Source organism: Agrobacterium sp. ICMP 6402, assembly GCF_009498615.1.
In the GTDB taxonomy this organism is placed as follows: Bacteria; Pseudomonadota; Alphaproteobacteria; order Rhizobiales; family Rhizobiaceae; genus Agrobacterium; species Agrobacterium burrii.
Window position 1 is genome coordinate 76,856 of record NZ_QSNV01000002.1, and the last position, 22,023, is coordinate 98,878.

A 22,023-nucleotide genomic window follows, 5' to 3' on the forward strand; every position below is an offset into this window, starting at 1 on the left:
CTGACGGCCCTCTTCACGAGCAGTGTGGATCACTCTCCCCGCCCCGCAATGCGGGCGGGGCCAGGCGGGGAAATGCAAGATGGACATTATCGGCAAATTGCGCATCTTATCCCTGCAAGCAGTAATGGGATAAGCAGCAGCAGATGGATATCAGGCGCCTGAAATCGTTTATAACGATTGTCGATATGGGGAGCATAACAAGAGCGGCGGACGTGTTGCATATCGCCCAGCCGGCGCTGAGCCAGCAGCTGGCGAGCATCGAGGAGCATTTCCGCCAGAAACTGCTGACCCGGAGCCAGCAGGGCGTCGTCATGACCGATGCCGGCAAGGTCGTCTACCGGCATGCGCAGGTTATCCTGCGGCAGATGGAGCAGGCGCAGGCGGAAGCGCTGGAGGCTGGTGCGGTCCTCTCCGGCAAGGTATCGGTCGGGCTTGCGCCCTTCAGCAGCGCCGCCACATTGGCGTTGCGTCTGATGGAGGAAACCAAGCGGCTTCATCCCGGCATTCTGCTTCACATCACGGAAAGCGTCAGCCAGCCCTATAGCCAGATGATCATGAATGGTCGTCTGGAGATGGGCTTGATCCACGGCACCGGGCCGATCCGCGGCGTCAAGTTCACGCCGTTATTGCGTGAGGAATTCGTGCTGGTCGTGCATCGCAGCTTCGGCGTGGAGCCCGGCGATGCACCGATCACAGTTGCTGATCTGGCATATCTGCCCTTTCTTCTGCCACCGACCTATAATTTCGTGCGCCGGGCCATCAATCTCGCCTTCACCCGCAGCCGCAAGGATCTGATCGTCATGGCGGAGCTGGAATCGGTAAGGACCATCGCGCGTGGTGTGGATGCCGGACTTGGCGCGACCATAACGCCGAAGGCCATCGCCGACCGTATCGTGGCGGAATCCAATGAGGAAATTGTCGTCCGGCAGATCGCCAGCCCGATGATCGAGGAAACGCTGTCCTTCTGCGTATCGGATAATACGCCGCTCTCCGAGCCTGCGCTTGCCGTGAAGGAAATATTGTTACAGCTGGCGGAAACCCTGAAATAAAGACGCACCAGCTTGTGATCACGCGCCGGACTGTCTTCCTGTCCGGCACGTGAGAAGATTAAAGCATCGATTCCTTGCGGCAGTTCACCAGCAATTCGGCCACCGAAAGGTTGTTCGGCAGGCGAAGAAGGGTTTCAACCATTTCGGCGAGATCTGCCGGCTGGGTCATATCCTCGCGGGTGACTTCGGTTTCGCCTGATGTCATATCGGTTGCGATATAACCGGGGCAGAGGGCGGTGGCGCGCACGCCGCTGTCCCATAATTCCTGGCGGATGCCGTGGGTAAGGGCGACGACGGCGAATTTCGTCATTGCATAACCAACATTCGAGCCGACGCGCCGACCTGCCAGCGAGGCGACATTGATGACCCTGCCCTGTCCGGTCTTCACGAGGTGAGGGATTGCGGCGCGGGTTACCCTGAGCGGACCCTTGACGTTGATGCGCCACATCTGGTCGAGGCTTTCCTCGCCCGTATCCATGACCCGGACCTTCGGATTGATGCCGGCGCAATTTACCAGCCCATCGATCCGGCCATATCTGGCGGCGACGGCATCAACCCAGGCTTCTGCCGATCCCGCCTCTTCCGCATCGTATCGGTTGGCCGAAAGCCCGTCCTTCACGGCAATAGTGGCTGGATTTCGTGCTCCTGCCGCGACGGTGAAACCGGCTTCGTGAAGCCTTGTGGTGATCGCAAGGCCAAGGCCCCGCGATGCACCGGAAACCATGATGACACGGCCACTTCCTCCCAACATGCTGTTCTCCCTATTTCATTCCATTGCAGAATTCGGCGATGCGGGCGCAGCCTTCGGCGAGGTTCTCCATGCTGGTGGCATAGGAGAGCCGGAAGAAGGGGCTCAGGCCATAGGCCGCGCCCTGCACTGTCGCAACGTGATGTTCGGCGAGTAGCGCCATGACAAAATCGGTATCGTTCTCGATCTTCGTGCCGCCCTTCGTGGTCTTGCCGATCAGCGCCGCAATATTCGGGAAGATATAGAAGGCGCCTTCCGGCTTGTGGCAGCGAAGGCCGTCGATCTCGGCTAGTTTGCCGAGCACGAAGTCGCGGCGTGTTTTGTATATATCGGCGCGCTCTTTCAGCAGATCCTGCGGACCGTCGAGAACCGCAACGGCGGCTGCCTGCACGATGGTGGCGACACCGCCGCTGTTCTGGGTGTTGACGTTGCTGATGGCCTTGATGAGATCTTTCGGGCCGCCGCAGAAACCGAGGCGCCAGCCGGTCATGGCATAGGCTTTAGATGCGCCGTTGACGGTCAGGACCCGGTCATAGAGCCGTGGTTCGACTTCTGCGATGGTGCAGAATTCGAAGTCGTCATAGATCAGGTGCTCATACATGTCGTCGGTCATGATCCAGACATGCGGGTGCCGCAGCATGACCTCGGCGATTTCTTTCATCTCCTCACGGGAGCAGGCGGCACCGGTCGGGTTATTGGGGAAGTTGAAAAGCAGCCATTTGGTCTTCGGGGTAATGGCGGCTTCGAGATCCTCCGCCCGAAGACGAAAACCGTTATTCTCAGGGCAAACTACCGGCACTGGTAGAGCGCCGGCAAACTTGACGATATCGGCGTAGCTGATCCAAGACGGCGCGGGAATGACGACTTCATCGCCCGGGTCGCAGGTTGCCATGATGGCGTTGAAGATGATCTGCTTGCCGCCGCCCGCCACCAGGATCTGGCTTGGATCGTAGTCAAGATTATTGTCACGCTTGAATTTCCGCTGGATTGCGGCGCGCAAAGCGGGCGTTCCGTCAGCGGGCGGATATTTCGTATCGCCGGCAAGGGCCGCCGCATGCGCCGCCTCGACCGCGTGGGAAGGGGTCGGGAAATCCGGTTCGCCGGAAGACAGGCTGATGACCTTGATGCCCTGGGCTGCGAGATCGCGGGCTTTCTGGGTCATGGCGAGCGAGGCCGAAACGGTGACGTTGTTGAGACGCTGGGCGATAGTAGGCATGGATGATTTCCGATTGTAACGGTGAAGGCAGGCATCGTCGCGACGCCTGTGCATGACAAGGAGGTTACGGGAATTTTCCGCCGTTTCCCCAATACGACTTCGATGTGAGGTCATACGGGATTTTGATGCATCGCTGTCAGGGCGGTCCGGTCCATACTCGTATGCGATGACCTAAGAGCAATAAAATATTATGCAGCCTGTCGGCTTAGCCCCTAAGCTCGGCGTAACAACCAAGGGAACGACGCGTCGGGCAATATTACCCAAAGAGGTAACCGGCGCGAACAAGCAGAAACATGCGACGGGTATCGGCAAAAGACCGGATACCTCGACAGGGAGCACACCCAGCAAATTCTAGTCATAGGGCTTGGACGACCCCGTCGTTCGGCTCAACGCGATGCCTCGTGCCGTATTCAACGCGACGGGAGTATAGATGTCGGATATTGCAATCATGAAACCCCATGCCCCGCCACGCCGTGGAATTTCCGGCTGGAAAGCACTCGAGCGACGGCTGTTTTCGCCCGGCATACTCATATTGCCGCTTTTGATCTTTCTGCTGTTCTTTTTCTTCCTTCCGGCCATTCGCCTGATGAGCTTCAGCGTCATGACGCAGAATTCGCAGGGGTTGATCGGTACACCCTTCACGCTTGCCCATTACATCAGGTTTTTCGAGGTTGATCTTTACCAGAAGGTGCTTTGGGCGACGATCCGCATCAGTCTCATCACCTCCATCATCGCCGCGATACTGGCCTATCCGGTCGCAACCGTTCTCGTGCGCGGCAATATCGCCACCACCCGCATCATAACGCTGATCGTGATTGCACCGTTGGCCGTCAGCGTTGTGGTTCGCGCCTATGGCTGGCAGCTCATTCTCGGTAATGGCCCGACTGGTCTCTTGAATTACGTTCTGATGAATCTCGGCATTATCGACACTCCGCTGACGTTGCTGTTTTCTGATGCTGCCGTCATTATCGGCTCTCTCCATATCTTCTTCCCGATGATGGTGCTGCCGCTGTCCTCCGCGCTTGGCAAGATCGATCCTAACCTGCAGCAGGCTGCCCGCACGCTCGGGGCGCCGGCATGGAGAGTGTTCCTGCGGATCACTTTCCCGCTCAGCCTTCCCGGCCTGGTGGCTGGTTTCACGCTGGTCTTCTCTCTGGCTTCGGCATCCTATGTCATTCCCGCTTTGATCGGTGGTCCCGGTTCGCAGATGCTTGGCAACATGGTCGAGCAGCAGGTCCTCGCGGTCTATGACTGGCCGTTCGGCGCCACCATCGCCACCATCCTCGTTTTCATCGTCATTCTGATCAATGCCGTCTCGATGAGGCTGCTCGGCGGGCGTCGTATCAAGGCAAGTGCATCATGAACAACAAGCTGACTGGCACTTCCGCCATCGTTCTTTACGCGATCACCGCCGCCATGATGGTCTTCATTCTGGCCCCGATCGTCCTCGTCGTCGCCATCTCGTTTTCCGACAGTTACTTCGTCACCTTCCCCCCGCAGGGCTTCACCTTCCGCTGGTATGCAATGGTGATGCAGAACGAGGAGTTCACCGCCGGCCTGACATTCAGCGCAGCACTGGCTGTTGCCACCACCATTCTTTCGCTAGCGCTCGGCGTTCCCGCAGCCTTTGCGCTCTCGCGGGGAAAATTCATCGGCCGCTCGGTGATGAAAGGGCTGCTGCTTTCGCCGCTTATCTTCCCCGTGCTGGTGACCGGCCTTGCGCTGCTGCAGCTCTTTTCCGGTTATGGCTGGATGGACACCAAACTGAAGCTTTTGATTGCTCACACCGTTGTTACGTCGCCCTATGTGATCCGCACGGTGCTGACCAGCCTTCAGCTCGTCAATGTCAGCCTCGAGGAGGCAGCGCGCACGCTTGGCGCCACCCGCTGGAAAACCTTCACGCGGGTGATTTTTCCGCAGATCGCGCCCGGCGTCGCCTCCGGCTCGATCTTCTGCTTCATGGTTTCTTTCGACAATTATCCCGTTTCGATGTGGCTGGCCGATTCCGCGAACCTGCCCGTGCCCATCGTTCTCTATCGCCAGATCGGCACGGTTTTTGATCCTTCGGTCGCGACCATGTCCACCATCATCATCGTTCTGGCGGTGACCGTCGTGCTCGTCCTCGACAGGCTGGTGGGTCTGCGCCGGGCAATGGCAATGTAAATCAACAACAAGAGGGGTACCGGAAATGACAGACAAGACCATCTTCATGAAACGGCGCAGTTTTCTGACCGTCACCGCGGGCGCGCTCGCCACACCCTATTTCTACACTGCGGCCTCCGCACAGGACCGCACCATGTATGTCGGCGTTTACAATTCCGCGCAGGGCGGGCTGATCAAGAAGGAAGTGATCCCGGCCTTCGAAAAGGAATATAAGTGCCGGGTGCTGACGACTGAAGGCGCAACGCTTGCCAACATCGCCACGCTGCGCGCCACCCGCGAAAATCCGCAATATAGCGTGATGTCGATGGATGATGTCGGGGTTCCCCAGGCCAAGGAGGAGAGCCTGATCGAGCAATTGCCGATCGACGAAATCCCAAACCTCAAGAACGTCTATTCCCGCTATCTTTTCGAAGACAATTTTGGCGTCGGGTTTGCGATTTCGATTGCCGGCCTGTTCTACAATCCGACGACGGGCAAGCCGTTCGAAAGCTACGAACAGATGTTCGACAAGAAATATGTCCGCCGCATGCTGCTCAATACGCCGAAGAACACCCAGAGCGTGCTGATGCTGATGGTGGCCGCTGCCCTTGCGACCGGAAAGCCGCTGAAAGAGGCGCAATACGATACGGATGCGGGCTGGGCGAAACTTGCCGAGCTGAAGCCGAATGTGCTCTCAATCTATGATGCGGAAGCGCAGACGATGATGGTGGCGCAGGGCCAGGCGGATTTTGGCGGTATCGAATATTCCAAGGCGGTTTATCCACACACCAAGAAGGGCGTGCCGCTGGATATGACCTTCCCGAAGGAAGGTGCGTTCACCGGCATCAATTCCATCGCGCTGGTGAAGGGCGGGCCGCACCGCGATCTAGCGCTTGCCTATATCAACCGCATCCTCGATCCGGGCGTGCAGAAGATGTTGTCGGAAGCCACCCTCAGCGCACCTTCCGTCAAGGGCATCGAGTTTAGCGAGGAAACGGCGAAGTTCCTCGCCTATCCGGAAGCCAAGATGGAATCCCTGAACCTGTTCACGCCGGACTGGAAATATATCATTCCGCGTCGCGCGCAATGGCTCGAAAAATACAACCAGACCTTTAACGGCTGAGGAACGCTGATGAAATCCGTCGAAGTCCGCCTGGAAAGACTGACCAAACACTACAGCGGTCAGGTCGTTGCCGTCGATGATGTTTCACTGACCGTCAAGGCAGGGGAGATTCTCGCGCTCCTCGGTCCGAGCGGATGCGGGAAAACGACCTGCCTGCGCATGATTGCGGGGCTTGTCGATCCCACTTCGGGTGAAATCGTGGTCGGCGGCAAGCCGACCACGCGCACCCCGGTTCATCGCCGTAATGTCGGCATGCTCTTCCAGAACTACGCCCTGTTTCCCCACATGACCGTCGCCGAAAACGTCGCCTTCGGTCTGGAGATGCGGGGCGTTTCCAAGGCTGATCGGGAGGAGCGCGTGAAGCAGGCGCTCGATCTCGTTCAGCTGCATGCCTTCGGCGACCGGCTGCCGGCGCAGCTTTCCGGTGGTCAGCAGCAGCGTGTGGCGCTGGCGCGCGCGCTGGTGATCGAACCTTCGATGTTGCTTCTCGACGAGCCGCTCGGCGCACTCGACAAGGGCCTGAGGGAAAGCATGCAGGTTGAAATCCGCAGCCTGCAGCAGCGGCTTGGCCTTACCACCATAATGGTGACCCATGATCAGGACGAGGCCTTAACCATGGCGGACCAGATCGCCGTGATGCGGGATGGCAATCTCGAGCAGATCGCGCCTGCCGGCGAAATCTACCAGAAGCCGCTGACGCGTTTCGTCGCGGGTTTCATCGGCGCCTCGAACTTCTTCGAGGCAAGCGTCAAGGAACGCAACGGCCGCGCCGCACGGCTTGTGACCGGCTCCGGTGTGCGGCTCGATGTGGATGACATGGGTGCGGTTCAGGGCGAAAAGGTCGTCGTCACGGTTCGCCCCGAGGCCGTTTCGGTTTCGCCGCTTGCGGCCGATGCAGGTGAGAACACCAGCAATTCCACGACGGCGCGGGTAGAGCAGGTCGTCTATCGCGGCTTCATGCTTCACTACTATCTGCGGCTGGATAATGGCGAGCCGATGATCGCCTACCGGCAGACCCAGATGGAGGGTTTCACCAATGCCGTCAGTGCGGCCGGCGACCGGGTGAGGTTGAGCTGGACGAGCGACAGCAATCACGTGATCCAGCTGAATTGATACTTTATCGGCCGGATCGATTCAGCGGTCCGGCCGATGAAGAAGACTTGAATGTGACGGCACCGCGCTCCAGACATGATGCGCGGTGCAGTATGTGTTTGAGTAGCAATGATGAAGACGAAAGCGGATCGCCCTCAGTCGACCACTTCGCACGCCGGCACGACGCTGCCGCCGCAGGCTTCCACTTCGCTGCGCACCGTGCGCGCAAGCTCCAACGAGCCGGGCGTATCGCTGTGAACGAGGATCGACCGGGCGCGAACGGGAATGATCTCACCTTCGATCGTTGTGACAGTGCCCTTTTCCAGAAACTGGCGCACCCGTTCACGCACCTTCGCCTCTTCCTTGATGACGGAATTGGGCAGCTTGCGCGGCACGAGCTGGCCTTTCACATCATAGGCCCGGTCGGCGAGAAAGAGGTTTAGCACCTTCAGTCCGCAATCCAACGCCGCTTTTTCGATCAGCATGTCCGGCATCGAAAAGACGATGAGATCAGGATCGACCGCCCTGATCTTTTTCATGATGCGCTCTGCAAGGGGTGGATCGCGGTTGATCATGTTGCCCATGGCGGCATGGAAGCTGATATGGGAGAGCGCGACATCCTGCGCCTTCGCAATCGCCGAAAGCGCGCCGAGCTGGTAGAGAACCTGCTGCTCCATTTCCTCCGCATCGACGGGAATTTCGCGGCGGCCGAAGCCGAGACGGTCGGCAAGGCCGGGATGGGCACCAACGCCGACACCGTTCTGTTTGGCAAGACGCACCATGCGCGCCATCATTTCCGGATCGCCGGCATGGAAGCCGCAGGCGATATTCGCCGAAGAGACGACTTCCATAAGCTTCTCGTCGTCGCAAACCTTATAGACGCCGAAACCTTCGCCCATATCGGAATTAACATCGATCTTCATGGTTCGCTCTCCTTGTTCTTCCGGATTATCGTTTTGTCAGCGTGGCGAGTGCAGCGGTGACCAGCGGCAGGGTCTTGCGGATATCCGCGAAATAGGCGCCGATCGCCTGTTCGACTTCCAGCGCCTCACGCACCGTCGCCTGCACGAAGCGGATGCGGCTGCCGATGCGGGCCTGGCCGAGACGCCATAGATCGCTGTCGATGATACCCGCCATCTTGGGATAACCGCCGGCCGTGTTGGCGTCACTCATCTGGATGATGGGCTCGCCGCCCGGCGGCACCTGAACCACGCCCGGAATGACACCATAGGAACGCAGCTCGACGGGAGCCGAAAGCGTCAGTGGCGTGCCGGCCAGCCGGTAGCCGGTGCGGTCACTCTGCGAGGTGATTTTCCAGGGTTCCGACCAGAAACGTTCCGCCCCTTCGCCGAAAAGATCATGTTCGGCGGCTGGAATGGCTCTTAGCAGCAATTCGCCCGTGTCGGATACCGGAAACATGTCCGGCATCGCCTCGGCAAGCGGCATAAGGCCAAGACCGCTTGCAGACAGAGCGAGTGAGTCGGAGGGCAGAACGGGCAGCCTGTCGCCGGTGGCAAGATGCCGCCCCTCGTGACCGCCGAAGGAGCCGCGAAGCGAGGTGCTGCGCGATCCCATCACCACGGGAACGTCGATACCGCCCTGAAGGCAGAGATAGGCACGCGCATTTTTCAGCGGGGTCGAAAGCTCGAGGATTTGACCCTTCTCGGCCCGCACACACCAGTAAGGCGGCAAATCCGCGCCATCGAGTCGTGCGGCGCAATCCGCGCCGGTCACGGCGAAGGTCAGCGCCTCTTCGAATTCGATGCGGAACGGAAAGGTCTGGATTTCAATCGCAGCGGCCTCTTCGCCATTGCCGGCGAGAAGATTGCCGACCCTCAGCGCAATCGGGTCCATTGCGCCCGTGGCGGTGATGCCGATATTTCGATAACCCACGCGGCCGAGATCCTGCACGGTATTCAAGGGTCCGCAGGCAAGAACATGGATCATAGTTCGATCCTTTCGGGAAGGAAGCGAACCCGGTCGCCGGGCGCCAGCACAGCCGGCTGCTCGGCTGTGGCGTCGAACATGGAGATTTCGGTGAAACCCAGCGAGTTCCAGCCGTTCGGCCCGGTCAGAACCGAGATGCCGGACTGCATGCCGCCGATCGTCACCATGCCTTTCAGCATGCGCAGCGACGGGACTTTCTTGCGCGGCATGAAAATGCTCGGATCAAGACCGCCGAGATAACCGAAACCGGGCGCGCTGCCGACGGCGAAAACCGTATAGGTCCGCTCGAAGTGCAGGCGCACGACCTCCCTGTCCGGCAGGCCGGAATAATCGCAGATCGCTGCAAGGTCGATGGCGTGCTCGCCGCCATAGGTCGTCGGCACCTCGATGGTCTTGCCGAGAAGATCGAGTTCCGCAGTCCTTTGCCAGAGGTCGAGAAGCTCGTCCTGCAGATGCCCGGCATCTTCAGGCGTGCCGTGCAGCACGATCAGGAGATTGGTCATGCCGGGTATGAGTTCCAGTACCTCGGGGCGATCTTTCAGCGCACGCGCCAGCGCCCAGATGTGCCGCTGGGCGGGAAGGTCCAGCTCGCCGGGCGCTTCGATTAGAAAGGTCCTGTTGCCGATCATCGAGATTTTCGGCAGGCCAAGATGAGCGGGGGTGAGGTGGGGCGTTTTCAGCGGGAGGTTGCTCATCGACGTCACCATCATGTTTCGGTCTTGAGAAGGGTGGAGCCATAGCCGACAAGCGCCCCGGCTTCCGCCACGATTTCGCTGACAGTACCGGCTTTTTCGGCGATGACCGGAACGATCAGGAGGCCTGTCGTCACGAATGCGACGATCTCGCCTTTGGCTACGGACTGTCCCAACTGAACCGCCCGGTCGGGGCGCTGCGGATGGGCGGGTGTGAAGATGCCGGCCATCGGAGCGCGGGCGAGAATATTTCCCGTCTTTATCGGCGCTTTGGTCGCGCCAATGGGCCGCTGTTCGGCAGAGGCCTGACCGCCTGCCATGGCAACGATCTTCAGTGACCCATCGGAGGTCTCGATCTCGATGGCGGAGACGTTGTTGCGCTCGAGGTGAGCGGCAAGTTCGGCAATCGTGCCGGGCTCGCTGTAGCGGGATATGGAAACAGGCTGTCGCTTCACTGGGCACTCCGCACTGCAAGCCAATGTTCTAGGTAATGGATATCCGTGCCGCCTTCGGAGAAGGCCGGGTCCTGCAATATTTCCCGGTGCAGCGGCAGGTTGGTGGAGACGCCTTCGATGCGCATTTCGCCAAGCGCACGGCGCATGCGCAGGATCGCCTGTTCGCGCGTCGGCGCGTGGACGATGAGCTTGGCGATCAGCGAATCGTAATGGGCCGAAACCCGATAACCCGCCGTCACATGGGTATCGACCCGCACGCCGGGGCCGCCCGGCAGGTGAAGGGTCGTTATCAGGCCGGGACAGGGTATGAAACTGTACGGGTCTTCTGCATTGATGCGGCACTCGATCGAATGGCCTTCGCAGACGATGTCCTCCTGCGAAATCTCCAGCGGATGACCGAGAGCGACGAGAAGCTGCTGGCGCACCAGATCCACGCTCGAGGTCATTTCCGTGACGGGATGTTCGACCTGCAGGCGGGTATTCATTTCGATGAAGTAGAATTCGCCGTTTTCATAAAGAAACTCGAAAGTGCCGACGCCGCGATAACCGATCTGGCGGCAGGCTTCGACGCAGCGATTGCCGACGAAAGCCGCGACATCAGGCGGGATACCAATGGCCGGGCCTTCCTCAACGACCTTCTGGTGGCGGCGCTGCATGGAGCAGTCGCGCAGACCCACCGAGACGCCACCGCCCTGGCCATCGCATAAAACCTGGATTTCAACATGGCGCGGATGTTCGAGGAATTTCTCGATATAGAGTTCCGGCGTGCCGAAAGCCCGGCTTGCCTCCTCGCGGGTGACGAGCACGGCGTCCTGAAGGGCGGAAGCCTCGCGCACGACGCGCATGCCGCGCCCACCACCGCCGCCGGCCGCCTTGACGATGACGGGATAACCGATTTCGGCGGCGATTTTCGCAACCTCCACGGCGTCATCCGGCAGGGCGGAATCGGGGCCGGGAACGCAGGGCACGCCGGCCTCCATCATCGCCCGCTTCGCCGCGATCTTGTCACCCATGATGCGGATGGAGTCGGCACGCGGGCCGATGAAGACCGCTCCCGCCGCCTCCACGGCTTCCGAAAAAGACGCTCTTTCGGACAGAAAACCATAACCGGGGTGAACTGCGCCAGCGCCGGTCAGCTCCATCGCGAGCAGTATGGCCGGCGCGTTGAGATAGCTCTGACCGGGAGAGGCGGGGCCGATGCAGATGGCGGTATCGGCCGCCTTCAGATAATCCGCATCCTTATCGGCTTCCGAATAGACCATGATGGTCTTCAATCCGAGTTCGCGGCAGGCGCGCTGCACCCGCAGTGCGATCTCGCCGCGATTGGCGATAAGGACGCTGTCGAATGCTCTTTGTTCGGCTGTCGCCTTTGGGAGTGACGCATCCATCATTCGAACTCCAGCACCGGCTGTCCGAGTTCGACATCCTCGCCGTCATTGGCGATAAATCTGGCGATCCTGCCGCTGCGTTCGGCTCTCACGGTGCTGAACACTTTCATCGCCTCTATGATGAAGAGTTCCTGTCCATGGCTGACCTCATCTCCGGCTTCCACGAAAGGCGGCGTGCCGGGGCTTGGGGCGCGATGGAATAGACCGAATGAAGGCGCAGCGACGATGCCGGATGGTGCCGGGGCGGCTGTTGCGTGGGTCGGTGCCTGTTCTTCGGCACGCGGTGTCTCGGATGCCGTTTCCGCTGCCGGAACAGCCCGGGGCTGCGATGATGCCGCGTGCGGCGAAACGGCGCTGTTTTCACGAGTGATCCGGACCGTGGTTCCCTCCTGGCTCACGGTCAATTCGGACACTCGTGAAGAGCCGACAAACTCGATCAGTTTCTTGATCTTTTCCAGATCCATATTGGTTTCCAACGTCTTTTTGTGTCCCCACGGCGGCGGGCAAACGGAGCGGAATCCGCAGCCTGCCCATCAGCAATAGCTACCATGTGGGCAGCATTGATGGGGTCAGACGAAGTTTCTATGGACACTGCTTTGCGGTTTGATATCCCGCCTTTGCGTGGTGAAACGGTTCAAAGACGTCCGAAGGAACGAACCATGGAACCCCGCAAAGGCATTCTCCTCAAAATCTCTGCAGCACTTGCCCTGGTGCTGATGGGCGCCTGTATCAGCGGCCTCAAGGGCGAGATACCCATCGGGCAGGTCGTCTTTTTCAGGTCGGCGGTGGCGATGCTGCCGCTCTGTCTGTGGATGGTTTCGCAGGGCGGTTTTCGGAGACAGGTGGCCACAAGCCACATTGGCGGGCATCTGGTGAGGAGTTTTTCCGGCACCGGCGGCATGGTTTTCAGCTATCTGGCGCTGGCCTATATTCCCCTCGCCGATGCGACCGCGATCAGCTATGCCACGCCGCTCTTCACCGTCATTCTGGCGGTGTTGCTTTTGAAGGAAGTCGTCAGGGTGTATCGCTGGACGGCCGTGGTCTTCGGGCTGTGCGGCATCGTGCTGATCCTGTCGCCACATTTTTCCGTGGATGTTTCCGATATCGCCGCGGGCACGGGCGTCGCCATGCTGGGTGGTCTTTTTGGACTGGCTGCCGCTTTTTTCTCCGCAATATCGATGATCCAGATCCGGCATCTGACGCAGACGGAAAATACCGGCGCGATCATCTTCTATTTCACCCTGCTCACCACCGTCATCGGCTTTGCGAGCATCGGTATGGGCTGGAAAATACCGACCGCGTGGCAATGGATCCTGCTGATCGGCACCGGTCTCATAGGCGGAACCGCGCAGATATTGGTAACGCTCAGCCTGCGTTATGCGGAAGCGTCGCTGTTGGCGCCGTTCGATTATACGACGATGATCTGGGCACTGTTGATCGGTTACACCTTCATGGATCAGGTGCCGGCGCTCACCACCATCATGGGAGCGTCGATCGTGGTTGCTGCCGGCTTGTTCACGTTATGGCGGGAAAGGCGGCTGCATAAAAAGCGTGTCACCGATGAGCTTACGCTGTCGGCTCCCTGAAGGACTGTTTCGCCAGCCGGTTTTCGCGCCACATGGCGAACAATCCGGCGGCAATGACCGTCAGCGCCCCCGCGATCGTCGCGCCGGTTGGCACCTCGGCCATGAAGAGATAGCCCAGCGCGATCGCCCATATCATCGTCGTATAGTCGAAAGGCGCCAGCAGCGAGGCCTGGGCATGCCGCAGGCTGAGCGTCATGGTGATCTGGCCAATGCCGCCAGCGAGACCGCTGCCGGCGAGCAGCAGGAACTGATGAAAATCCGGCACCTTCCATCCGAATATGATCGTGGTGGAGCCGGCGACCACGCCCGTTAGCGTATAGATGAGCACGATACGCGACGGCTTTTCGATGCTGTTCAGGTGGCGGACGGCGATGGACGAAAAGGCGGCGCAAAGCGCGCCGGTCAGCGCCAGTGCGGTTCCGATCATCGCAACGCCGTCGATCTGGGCGGGACCTGATGCGGCATCAAAGACCAGATTGGGTGATAAGGTGACAAAGACGCCGATGAAGCCAGTGAGCACGGCGGACCAGCGGTAAATCCGCACTTTTTCACGCAAAAGCAGCGCCGCCAGCATGATGGTGAAAAGCGGCGTTGTGTAGCTCAGCACGGTGACATTCACCAGCGGCAGATAGGCCAGCGCCAGAAAGCCGAAGAACATGCCGCCCAGCCCGGCGGAGCTACCCGCAAGCAGGCTGCCGATGTTTTTGGCGGCCGGTATGGTTATCCGCTCGGACGAAGCGATGAACCAGAGACAGAGGGGAATAAGGGCAAAAAATCCCCGGCAGAAAACGACTTCGCCGACCGGGATCGCTCCCTCCAAACCCTTTACGCAGGCGGACATGACTGTGAATGCCAGCATGGCCGTCAGCTTGAGCAAAATACCGGTCTTAGGATCCATCCCGCTCCCCATCACAGCCAGGACCGTGTCATGGCGGGAGGGTCGAGAAAAGCCTTAGCCGGCTGTCATAAGAATCTTGTCTTACCCCATCACTTGGCCCATTGCCCACCTTTCGCGAAAAAGGGCTTTTTGCCCTAGGTCGTGATGGCGATTTGGTGTCATGATCACATCTCGAAGCGGCGGGAGTGGAAGCGGGCATGTTGGATTTGCGCAGGCTGCGATATCTGGTCGCGATTGCCGATTGCGGCTCCATGTCGGCGGCGGCGCGGCAATTGGGGATCGCCCAGCCGGCGCTTAGTCACCACATCGCGGAACTGGAGCGGCTGGTGGGTTTTCCCGTTCTGCACCGGCTGGCGCGCGGCGTGAAGGCGACGGAGAAGGGTGAAGTGCTTCTCGCCCATGCACGCGAGATCACCGAGAAGGTGAGGCAGGCGGAAGCGGAAATCCGCGCCATGGCCTATCTGGATGAGCGGGTGATCCGGCTGAGCCTCATCCCTTCCTGGGCGACGGCCTTTGCACCAAGCATCATCAGCGAAGTCGCTACTTCGATGCCCAAGGTCTCGCTGCGGCTGATAGAGGCGCGCAATGATGAATCGCTGCGCCTCATCCGTCTCGGCAAGGTGGATATGGCGGTCGCGCTGGTCGGTGCGGAAGAAAAGGTTGACGACCTTATCGTCAAGGAGAGCCTGTTTGCCGTGTCCTCAAGGCCACTCGGCCGGTCGATGCCGCTTGAGGCGGCGGCAAAGCTAGACCTCATTCTGCCGCCAAAGGATAATCCGCTGCGCGTATCGATAGACGAGGCTGCCGCCCGCGCCGGTATTCATCTGAATGTGACGATGGAGATCGACGGGCAGGATACCATCAAACGCGCCGTCAGCGCCGGCATCGGTGCGACGATCCTGTCATGGAATTCGGTTCAGCAGGAACAGGAGGCCGGCCAGCTTCAGGCCGCGCATATCACCGATCCGGTTATCTATCGCTCCATCCATCTGCTGAAGGGCAGGGAGGTGGATGAGCGCACCTTCAGGCTGTTTCGAGGCCTGTTGCAATCGGTCGCAAGGCGCGAGCCTTCGCTCAACCCATAAAAGATTTGTATGGGTAATTTAAAAACTCGGTATTTGTGTTGTTGATGGCTTCTTCCTAGCCTCCCCGGTGAAAGCGTATCGGGGAGGAAAAGATATGCGTTTGAAGACATCTCTGTTTGGCGTGCTGGCAGCGGCGGGAATCCTTGCTGCGGGAGGGGCGGCGGCGGAATATCCGGAGCGGCCGGTGACGCTGGTCATCGGTTATCCGGCCGGCGGCGGCACCGATATCCAGTCGCGGGCGCTGGTGCCCTATCTTGAAAAATATCTCGGCACGTCGGTCGTGGTGGAAAACCGCGAAGGTGCTGGCGGGCTGATCGGCGCGACCTATATCGCCAATGCCAAGCCTGATGGTTACACCATCGGTGCGCTGAATTTTCCGTCCATGTATTCGCCGATCGTGCAGGGCAATGCCACCTACAAGGAGGACGCCTTCACGCCGCTCGCAAACCAGATCGGTGGCGATCTGGCGCTGACCGTCAACAAGGTGTCGCCGATCAAGACCGCCAGGGAATTCGTTGAGGCCGCCAAGGCGAACCCGGTCGTGGTTGGCGTGACCGGCATCGGCCATCCGAGCCAGATCACCGCCCTGCTGTTTGAAGACGCGGCGGGCGTGAAGCTCAACTTCGTTCCCTTCAACGGCGGCGGACCGGCAAGGCTCGCCATGCTCGGCAACCACGTCACGCTCGGTTTCATGAACCTCAACGAGGTTTTTGCCGACAATCGTTCCGGTGCACTTCGTGTACTGGCGACCTCGGGCACCGAGCGCTCGCCGCTCTCGCCTGATGTGCCGACCTTCAAGGAAGCCGGCTTCGATGTTCAGTTCAGCCTGCTTGCGGGTTTCGGTGCGCCAAAAGACCTGCCGGCGGAGGTGGAGGCCACGTTGGTCGATGCCTTCCAGAAGGCGCTGAATGACCCGGATTATCTTGCCGACGCCAAGAAGCGCGAACTGACGACGTTGCCGCTGACTCAGGCCGAATTTGCCGAGGCGCTCAAGAAGGGCAATGCCAATCTGGCCGAGCTCTGGAAAAGCAAGCCCTGGACAAAATAAGCGGCCGGCAAGGACCCGACCGTTTCTCTCACCCTAACCAAAATGACGCTTGGGCCTGCGTGTGGCCCAGGCACGACCCACTGTTGAAAGGAATCCGGCCAATGGCCCATGTCATCCGCAATTTCCAGCGCCCTTCCAAAGCCGATATCGAGGCGATCAGCAAGTTCAGCCCCGCCACCATTCATGAGGCGCAGGGCAAGCTTGGCGCGCTCGATTATCGCATCAAGCCGATCAAGCCGGGCCTGAAAATCTGCGGTCCTGCGATCACCGCGAAATGCCATATCGGCGACAATCTGATGATTTTCGAAGCCATCAATCTCGCAAAGCCCGGCGATGTGCTTGTCATTGACGGCGGTGACAATCCCAATCAGGGCGGCTTTGGCGATGTGCTGGCTGCCGCCTGCATCGGCAAAGGCATTGTCGGCTTTGTGGTCAGCGCCGCCGTGCGTGACGGCAAGGGGCTGCGCGAGATCGGTTTCCCGGTGTTTTCTCTCGGGCTTTGCATGAAGGGCACCTCCAAGGACACGCTCGGCACCATCAACCATCCGGTCGTGGTGGGCGGCGAACTGATCAGCCCCGGCGATATCGTCTGCGGCGATGATGACGGCGTTGTCGTCGTTCGCGAGAACGATATCCCGAAACTCGTCAATGCTTGCCGGGAGCGCGACGACCACGAGAACCACATGATGGAACTGCACCGTCAGGGCAGGATGGATATCGAGGATCGCTACGAAATGATGCGTTCGAAGGGATGTGTCTGGGCCGATTGAGCCAGTGTTTCGACATGTGAATACGCCGTGTCGGGAGGTGCGGCGTATTCCTCGATGAGGAGGGGAGATAATCATGGCCGAACACGGCTCGAAACTGACTGCGAATATTCTGTCCGGGGCTTTCTTTCTGGTTGCCGCCGCCGGGCTTTATTATGGTGCGCGGCCGCTGAGCATGGGCACCAATTTCCAGCCTGGTCCGGGCTATATGCCGACGGTCATCGCGGGATTGATGTTCGCGCTGGGCATCGTACTGCTTTTGCAGGATTTGCTGGGAAAGACACCGTCCGAAGCCTGGGTGGCGCCGAAAATGCGCCCGTTTCTGGCGGTGGCCGGCATTGCCGGTTTCGCGCTGCTGATCGAGCCATTGGGCTTCATTGCCGCTGCCTTCGTGCTGATCGTGCTCGCCTGCATCGCCTATGGCAGGATCAGGCCGGTTGAGGTCCTGCTGCTTTCCGCAGTGCTCATCCTCGCCTGCATCCTCATTTTCGTTGTGGGCCTCGGACAGAGGATACCGCTGCTGCCATGACCGACCTTCTTTCCAACATCATCCTCGGTTTCGGTGTGGCCGTCACGCCGGTAAACCTTTTCTACTGCCTGCTGGGTGTCACGCTCGGCACGATGATCGGCATCCTGCCGGGCATCGGCCCTTCCGCCACCGTCGCGCTGCTTTTGCCGATCACCTATACGATGCCGGATACGGCGGCGCTGATCATGCTCGCGGGCATTTTTTATGGCGCGCAATATGGCGGCTCGACCACGGCGATCCTCGTCAATCTGCCGGGCGAATCCTCGTCCGTCGTCACCTGCATCGATGGCTATGCCATGGCGCGCCAAGGCAGGGCGGGTGTGGCGCTGGCCACGGCGGCGCTCGGGTCGTTTTTTGCCGGCACAGTGGCGACTGTCTTGATCGTGGTTGTCGCAAAGCCGCTTTCGGCCGTTGCGCTTGCCTTCGGGCCGGCCGATTATTTCAGTCTGGTGATCTTCGGGCTGCTATTTGCCGTCTTCCTGTCGAGCGGATCGCCGGTCAAGGCGGTCGGCATGGTCGCCTTCGGTATTGCGCTCAGCCTCGTTGGCATCGATCCGACATCCGGGGAGCAACGGTTTACCTTCGGCATGGCGGAACTGTTCGACGGCATCGACTTCGTCGTGCTGGCCATCGGGCTGCTCGGCGTCAGCGAAATTCTCTTCAACCTTCAGCAGGGCGTGGAGCGTGATGCAGGGGCAGCAAAGACCGGATCGCTGATGCCGACCCGGCAGGATTTCAAACAGGCCTTTCCGGCCGTGTTGCGCGGCACCGCGCTTGGCTCCTTCCTCGGTGTGCTGCCCGGCGGCGGGGCGATCATGAGTTCTTTCGCCAGCTACGCGCTGGAGCGCAAGATCGCCAAGGATCCCTCCCGTTTCGGCAAGGGCGCGATCGAAGGGCTGGCCGGGCCGGAAAGCGCCAATAATGCCGGCGCGCAGACTTCCTTCATTCCGCTTCTGACGCTCGGCATTCCCGCGAATGGATTGATGGCGCTGATGGTTGGGGCAATGATGATCCAGGGCATCACGCCGGGGCCGGAGGTCATGCAGTCGCGGCCCGATCTCTTCTGGGGGCTGATCGCCAGCATGTGGGTCGGCAATCTGCTGCTCTTGGTGTTGAACCTGCCGCTGATCGGCATCTGGGTTCGCCTTCTCGGTATTCCCTACCGCTTTTTGTGCCCCGCCATTTTGATGTTCTGCGCCATCGGCGCCTATGGCCTGTCCTACAGCGTCGTCGACGTTCTGTTCTGCGCGGTCTTCGGCATTGTCGGCTTCTTTCTGCGCAAGATCGGCTGCGAGCCGGCACCTCTGGTGCTGGGTTTCGTGCTCGGTCCGCTTCTGGAACAGAACATGCGCCTTGGGTTGCTGATCTCGCAGGGCAGTTTTGCGACATTCGTCACCCATCCGATCAGCGCCACCCTGCTCGCTTTGTCCGCCATCGTCGTCATCATGATGGCGATGCCGGCGATCATGCGCCGTCGCGAGGTGGTGTTTCAGGGTGACGACGACTGACAATCAATCGAGCCGGCACCGCCGGCCAAGCAAAGGTGAGATAATGCATATTCTGATAATCGGCGCGGCGGGAATGATCGGCCGCAAATTGACGCAGCGCCTTGCTGCGGACGGAATGCTTGGCGGTGTGGCGATCACCGAAATGACGCTGACGGATGTTTTTGAACCGGTTGCACCGAAAGGCTTCGGCGGCACGGTGACCATCGAACGCAGCGATCTGTCGAATGCCGGCGTGGCCGAAAAGCTGATCGCAAAACGGCCGGATGTTATCTTCAACCTTGCCGCCGTGGTTTCGGGCGAGGCGGAAGCCGATTTCGAGAAGGGCTATCGCATCAATCTCGATGGCGGACGCTCGTTGTTCGAAGCTATTCGTCTGGAACATCAGAAGGATGGATACCGGCCGCGTGTGGTGTTCTGCTCGTCGCTTGCCGTGTTCGGCTCGCCATTCCCGAAGGTAATCGGCGACGAGTTCCTGACCGCGCCGCTGACCAGCTACGGCACGCAGAAGGCAATCGTGGAGCTGTTGCTTGCGGATTATAGCCGTCGTGGTTTCTTCGATGGCGTCAGCATCCGCCTGCCCACCATCTGCATCCGCCCCGGCAAGCCGAATGCGGCGGCTTCCGGTTTCTTCTCCAATATCCTGCGTGAACCACTGGTGGGTCAGGAAGCGGTTCTGCCCGTTGCCGATACTGTGCGGCACTGGTTCGCCAGCCCGCGCTCGGCCGTCGCTTTCCTGCTGCGCGCCGCGAGCGTCGATCTCTCCGGGCTTGGCGTTCGCCGTAATCTCATCATGCCGGGGCTTTCGGCCACGGTGGCCGACGAGATCGAGGCTCTGCGCGCCTTTGCCGGGGAAAAGGCTGTGGCGCTTATCAAGCGTATTCCCGATGAGCGGATCATCCGGATCGTCGACGGCTGGGCGGAGGATTATGATCCGCAGCTTGCTTTGTCGCTCGGCTTCCGGGCGGAAACGTCCTTTGCCGAAATCATTCAGGCGCATGTGGAAGATGAGCTGGAGGGGAAAGCATTATGACTAAGGCAAAGATCGCGCTCGTCACGGGCGGAGGAACAGGCGTCGGCAAGGCGATTGCCTCAGCCCTTCTGGGAGAGGGATACACTGTCGCGATCACGGGTCGGCGACGGGAGGTTCTCGATGCTGCCGCTGCCGAATGGCGAGAGCATGGAGACCGTGTTCTGGCCGTCGCGGCTGATATTTCCGTTCTGGCCGATGTCGAACAGCTGTTTACCGATGTCATCGGGCGTTTTGGCCGTCTTGACCTTCTCGTCAACAATGCCGGCATGTCGGCGCCGGCGGTCCATATCGAAGATGTACCTTTCGAAACCTGGAATGCCGTTGTGGGAGCGAACCTCACCGGCGCTTTCCTCTGCACGCAGGCGGCGTTTCGTCAGATGAAGGCGCAGTCGCCACAGGGCGGGCGCATCATCAATAATGGCTCGATTTCGGCCACCACGCCGCGGCCGCGGTCCGCGCCTTATACCGCGACCAAACACGCGATTACCGGTCTCACCAAGTCGGCTGCGCTGGATGGTCGCCCGTTCAACATCGCCTGCGGGCAGATCGATATCGGTAATGCCAGCACCGAGATGACCCGCGCCATGGCTACCGGCGTGCTGCAGGCTGATGGCAGCACCGCCATTGAGCCGACCATCGATGCCGGCATTGTCGCCAAAGCCGTGGTGCATATGGCCTCGCTGCCGCTGGAGGCGAATGTGCTGACCATGACCGTGATGGCGAGCGGTATGCCTTTCGTCGGTCGCGGGTGAGGAGCGCGTATGAAGCCCGATCTTCTGCAAACCTATCCGCTCCAGCCGCAGATCGAGGCGGAGCTGCAAAAGCGCTTCCGGGTCCATCGCTGGCACGAAATATCCGACAAGCAGGCATTTTTGCAGGCGGAGGCGGCTTCAATAAAGGCTGTCGTCACCGGCGGCCATATCGGCGTTTCCCCTGAACTCGTCGCCCGTCTGCCGGCTCTTGAAATCGTCGCGATCAACGGTGTCGGCTTCGACAAAGTCGATCTCGATCAGGCCCGCGCACGTGGTTTCAGGGTGACGAACACGCCGGATGTGCTGACCGAAGATGTTGCCGATCTCGCAATCGGCCTCTCCGTTATGCTGCTACGCCAACTCGTCAGCGCCGATCACCATGTCCGCTCCGGCGCGTGGAAAAGAGGCGAGATGCCGCTCGGCAACAAGGCCTCGCGGCGGCGTTACGGCATTTACGGGCTCGGCCGCATAGGCCGGGCCATCGCGGCACGGTTGGAAGCCTTTAATGCGGAAATCTCCTATTTCAGCCGGCAGAAGCAGGACGTGGCCTATGAATATCATCCAACGGCGGTATCGCTTGCGAGTGCCTGCGACGTCCTGATCGTCGCGGCTGCGGCGACGCCGGAGACGAAACACGCCATCAACCGAGAGGTGCTGGAGGCATTGGGGCCGGACGGGGTTCTCGTCAATGTCGCCAGAGGGTCGCTTGTCGATGAAAAGGCGCTGGTCGATATTCTCATGGGGGGTAGGCTGAAAGGTGCGGCACTCGATGTCTTCGAGAACGAACCGCAGGTTCCCGAGGCACTCTTCGGCATGCGCAATGTGGTCCTCGCGCCGCATATCGGCGCCGCCACCCATGAGACACGGCTGGAAATGGGCGCGTTGGTTCTCGCCAATCTGGACGCGCATTTTGCGGGGAGAGACTTGCCGACGCCGGTCGTTTAGGTGATTTCGCCGGTTCGGGCGGT

General features: G+C 60.1%; 23 protein-coding genes. 14 read left to right on the forward strand and 9 right to left on the reverse strand.

The window, feature by feature from the left end:
- Window positions 1-143: 143 nt before the first annotated feature.
- Complete coding sequence (locus DXT96_RS08485) at window positions 144-1,049, forward strand: LysR substrate-binding domain-containing protein (RefSeq protein WP_046799038.1); 906 nt, start codon at window positions 144-146, stop codon at window positions 1,047-1,049.
- A 58-nt stretch (window positions 1,050-1,107) separates the two neighbouring features.
- Here the strand turns inward: DXT96_RS08485 and DXT96_RS08490 are convergent, their stop codons facing one another.
- Both DXT96_RS08490 and DXT96_RS08495 read right to left on the reverse strand, forming a co-directional pair.
- On the reverse strand, window positions 1,108-1,800 hold the full coding sequence (locus tag DXT96_RS08490; protein ID WP_153514285.1) for an SDR family NAD(P)-dependent oxidoreductase: 693 nt from the start codon (window positions 1,798-1,800) through the stop codon (window positions 1,108-1,110).
- A 10-nt stretch (window positions 1,801-1,810) separates the two neighbouring features.
- Window positions 1,811-3,013, reverse strand: coding sequence for a pyridoxal phosphate-dependent aminotransferase (locus tag DXT96_RS08495; protein WP_153514286.1), 1,203 nt, complete (start codon window positions 3,011-3,013; stop codon window positions 1,811-1,813).
- Window positions 3,014-3,443: 430 nt separating this feature from the next.
- Between DXT96_RS08495 and DXT96_RS08500 the strand changes: the two genes are divergently transcribed.
- The 4 genes from DXT96_RS08500 to DXT96_RS08515 are packed head-to-tail and all read left to right on the forward strand — an operon-like array spanning window position 3,444 to window position 7,391.
- The gene (locus DXT96_RS08500; protein WP_153514287.1) at window positions 3,444-4,376 is read left to right on the forward strand and encodes an ABC transporter permease; all 933 of its coding nucleotides are present in this window, start codon (window positions 3,444-3,446) and stop codon (window positions 4,374-4,376) included.
- Window positions 4,373-5,176 (forward strand): ABC transporter permease, encoded by an 804-nt coding sequence (locus DXT96_RS08505; RefSeq protein WP_153514288.1) that lies wholly within the window; start codon window positions 4,373-4,375, stop codon window positions 5,174-5,176. The genes DXT96_RS08500 and DXT96_RS08505 overlap by 4 nt, the downstream gene beginning before the upstream one ends.
- 25 nt (window positions 5,177-5,201) lie before the next feature.
- The gene (locus tag DXT96_RS08510; RefSeq protein WP_153514289.1) at window positions 5,202-6,278 is read left to right on the forward strand and encodes an ABC transporter substrate-binding protein; all 1,077 of its coding nucleotides are present in this window, start codon (window positions 5,202-5,204) and stop codon (window positions 6,276-6,278) included.
- Between the two features lie 9 nt (window positions 6,279-6,287).
- Entirely contained in the window at window positions 6,288-7,391 is a 1,104-nt protein-coding gene (locus DXT96_RS08515; RefSeq protein WP_153514290.1) for an ABC transporter ATP-binding protein, read from the forward strand.
- A 134-nt stretch (window positions 7,392-7,525) separates the two neighbouring features.
- On the opposite strand, the gene DXT96_RS08520 is transcribed toward DXT96_RS08515, so the two are convergent.
- From DXT96_RS08520 to accB, 6 genes are read right to left on the reverse strand one after another with little or no spacing between them, the layout of a single operon-like run.
- Window positions 7,526-8,293, reverse strand: coding sequence for a 5-oxoprolinase subunit PxpA (locus tag DXT96_RS08520; RefSeq protein ID WP_153514291.1), 768 nt, complete (start codon window positions 8,291-8,293; stop codon window positions 7,526-7,528).
- Window positions 8,294-8,318: 25 nt separating this feature from the next.
- Complete coding sequence (locus tag DXT96_RS08525; RefSeq protein WP_153514292.1) at window positions 8,319-9,317, reverse strand: biotin-dependent carboxyltransferase family protein; 999 nt, start codon at window positions 9,315-9,317, stop codon at window positions 8,319-8,321.
- Window positions 9,314-10,027, reverse strand: a complete 714-nt coding sequence (gene pxpB, locus DXT96_RS08530) for a 5-oxoprolinase subunit PxpB (RefSeq protein WP_153514293.1) — start codon at window positions 10,025-10,027, stop codon at window positions 9,314-9,316. The genes DXT96_RS08525 and pxpB overlap by 4 nt, the downstream gene beginning before the upstream one ends.
- The gene (locus DXT96_RS27385) at window positions 10,024-10,464 is read right to left on the reverse strand and encodes a biotin/lipoyl-containing protein (RefSeq protein ID WP_174373962.1); all 441 of its coding nucleotides are present in this window, start codon (window positions 10,462-10,464) and stop codon (window positions 10,024-10,026) included. Before DXT96_RS27385 ends, pxpB begins: the two co-directional genes overlap by 4 nt.
- On the reverse strand, window positions 10,461-11,855 hold the full coding sequence (gene accC / locus DXT96_RS08540) for an acetyl-CoA carboxylase biotin carboxylase subunit (RefSeq protein WP_153514295.1): 1,395 nt from the start codon (window positions 11,853-11,855) through the stop codon (window positions 10,461-10,463). The genes DXT96_RS27385 and accC overlap by 4 nt, the downstream gene beginning before the upstream one ends.
- Window positions 11,852-12,316 (reverse strand): acetyl-CoA carboxylase biotin carboxyl carrier protein, encoded by a 465-nt coding sequence (accB, locus tag DXT96_RS08545; RefSeq protein WP_153514296.1) that lies wholly within the window; start codon window positions 12,314-12,316, stop codon window positions 11,852-11,854. The genes accC and accB overlap by 4 nt, the downstream gene beginning before the upstream one ends.
- A 195-nt stretch (window positions 12,317-12,511) precedes the next feature.
- Between accB and DXT96_RS08550 the strand changes: the two genes are divergently transcribed.
- A complete protein-coding gene (locus tag DXT96_RS08550) occupies window positions 12,512-13,438 on the forward strand; it encodes a DMT family transporter (protein WP_153514297.1) in 927 nt (308 codons plus the stop codon).
- Here DXT96_RS08550 and DXT96_RS08555 read toward each other — a convergent pair.
- The gene (locus DXT96_RS08555) at window positions 13,419-14,336 is read right to left on the reverse strand and encodes a DMT family transporter (protein ID WP_153514298.1); all 918 of its coding nucleotides are present in this window, start codon (window positions 14,334-14,336) and stop codon (window positions 13,419-13,421) included. The two genes, DXT96_RS08550 and DXT96_RS08555, sit on opposite strands and share 20 nt — an antisense overlap.
- A 197-nt stretch (window positions 14,337-14,533) precedes the next feature.
- Here DXT96_RS08555 and DXT96_RS08560 point away from each other — a divergent pair, with 197 nt between their 5' ends.
- The 8 genes from DXT96_RS08560 (at window position 14,534) to DXT96_RS08595 (ending at window position 22,000) form a co-directional block, all read left to right on the forward strand.
- Window positions 14,534-15,421, forward strand: coding sequence for a LysR family transcriptional regulator (locus DXT96_RS08560; RefSeq protein ID WP_153514299.1), 888 nt, complete (start codon window positions 14,534-14,536; stop codon window positions 15,419-15,421).
- 94 nt (window positions 15,422-15,515) lie between these two features.
- Window positions 15,516-16,469 carry a tripartite tricarboxylate transporter substrate binding protein gene (locus tag DXT96_RS08565; protein WP_153514300.1) on the forward strand — a complete coding sequence of 318 codons (954 nt, stop codon included), beginning with the start codon at window positions 15,516-15,518 and terminating at the stop codon, window positions 16,467-16,469.
- Between the two features lie 101 nt (window positions 16,470-16,570).
- Complete coding sequence (locus tag DXT96_RS08570) at window positions 16,571-17,239, forward strand: 4-carboxy-4-hydroxy-2-oxoadipate aldolase/oxaloacetate decarboxylase (RefSeq protein ID WP_153514301.1); 669 nt, start codon at window positions 16,571-16,573, stop codon at window positions 17,237-17,239.
- 73 nt (window positions 17,240-17,312) lie between these two features.
- On the forward strand, window positions 17,313-17,765 hold the full coding sequence (locus DXT96_RS08575; RefSeq protein ID WP_153514302.1) for a tripartite tricarboxylate transporter TctB family protein: 453 nt from the start codon (window positions 17,313-17,315) through the stop codon (window positions 17,763-17,765).
- On the forward strand, window positions 17,762-19,273 hold the full coding sequence (locus DXT96_RS08580; RefSeq protein WP_153514303.1) for a tripartite tricarboxylate transporter permease: 1,512 nt from the start codon (window positions 17,762-17,764) through the stop codon (window positions 19,271-19,273). The genes DXT96_RS08575 and DXT96_RS08580 overlap by 4 nt, the downstream gene beginning before the upstream one ends.
- Window positions 19,274-19,316: 43 nt before the next feature.
- Window positions 19,317-20,303, forward strand: a complete 987-nt coding sequence (denD, locus tag DXT96_RS08585) for a D-erythronate dehydrogenase (protein ID WP_153514304.1) — start codon at window positions 19,317-19,319, stop codon at window positions 20,301-20,303.
- The gene (locus DXT96_RS08590) at window positions 20,300-21,055 is read left to right on the forward strand and encodes an SDR family oxidoreductase (protein WP_153514305.1); all 756 of its coding nucleotides are present in this window, start codon (window positions 20,300-20,302) and stop codon (window positions 21,053-21,055) included. The genes denD and DXT96_RS08590 overlap by 4 nt, the downstream gene beginning before the upstream one ends.
- Before the next feature lie 9 nt (window positions 21,056-21,064).
- Window positions 21,065-22,000 (forward strand): 2-hydroxyacid dehydrogenase, encoded by a 936-nt coding sequence (locus DXT96_RS08595; protein ID WP_153514306.1) that lies wholly within the window; start codon window positions 21,065-21,067, stop codon window positions 21,998-22,000.
- The last annotated feature ends 23 nt before the right edge of the window (window positions 22,001-22,023 follow it).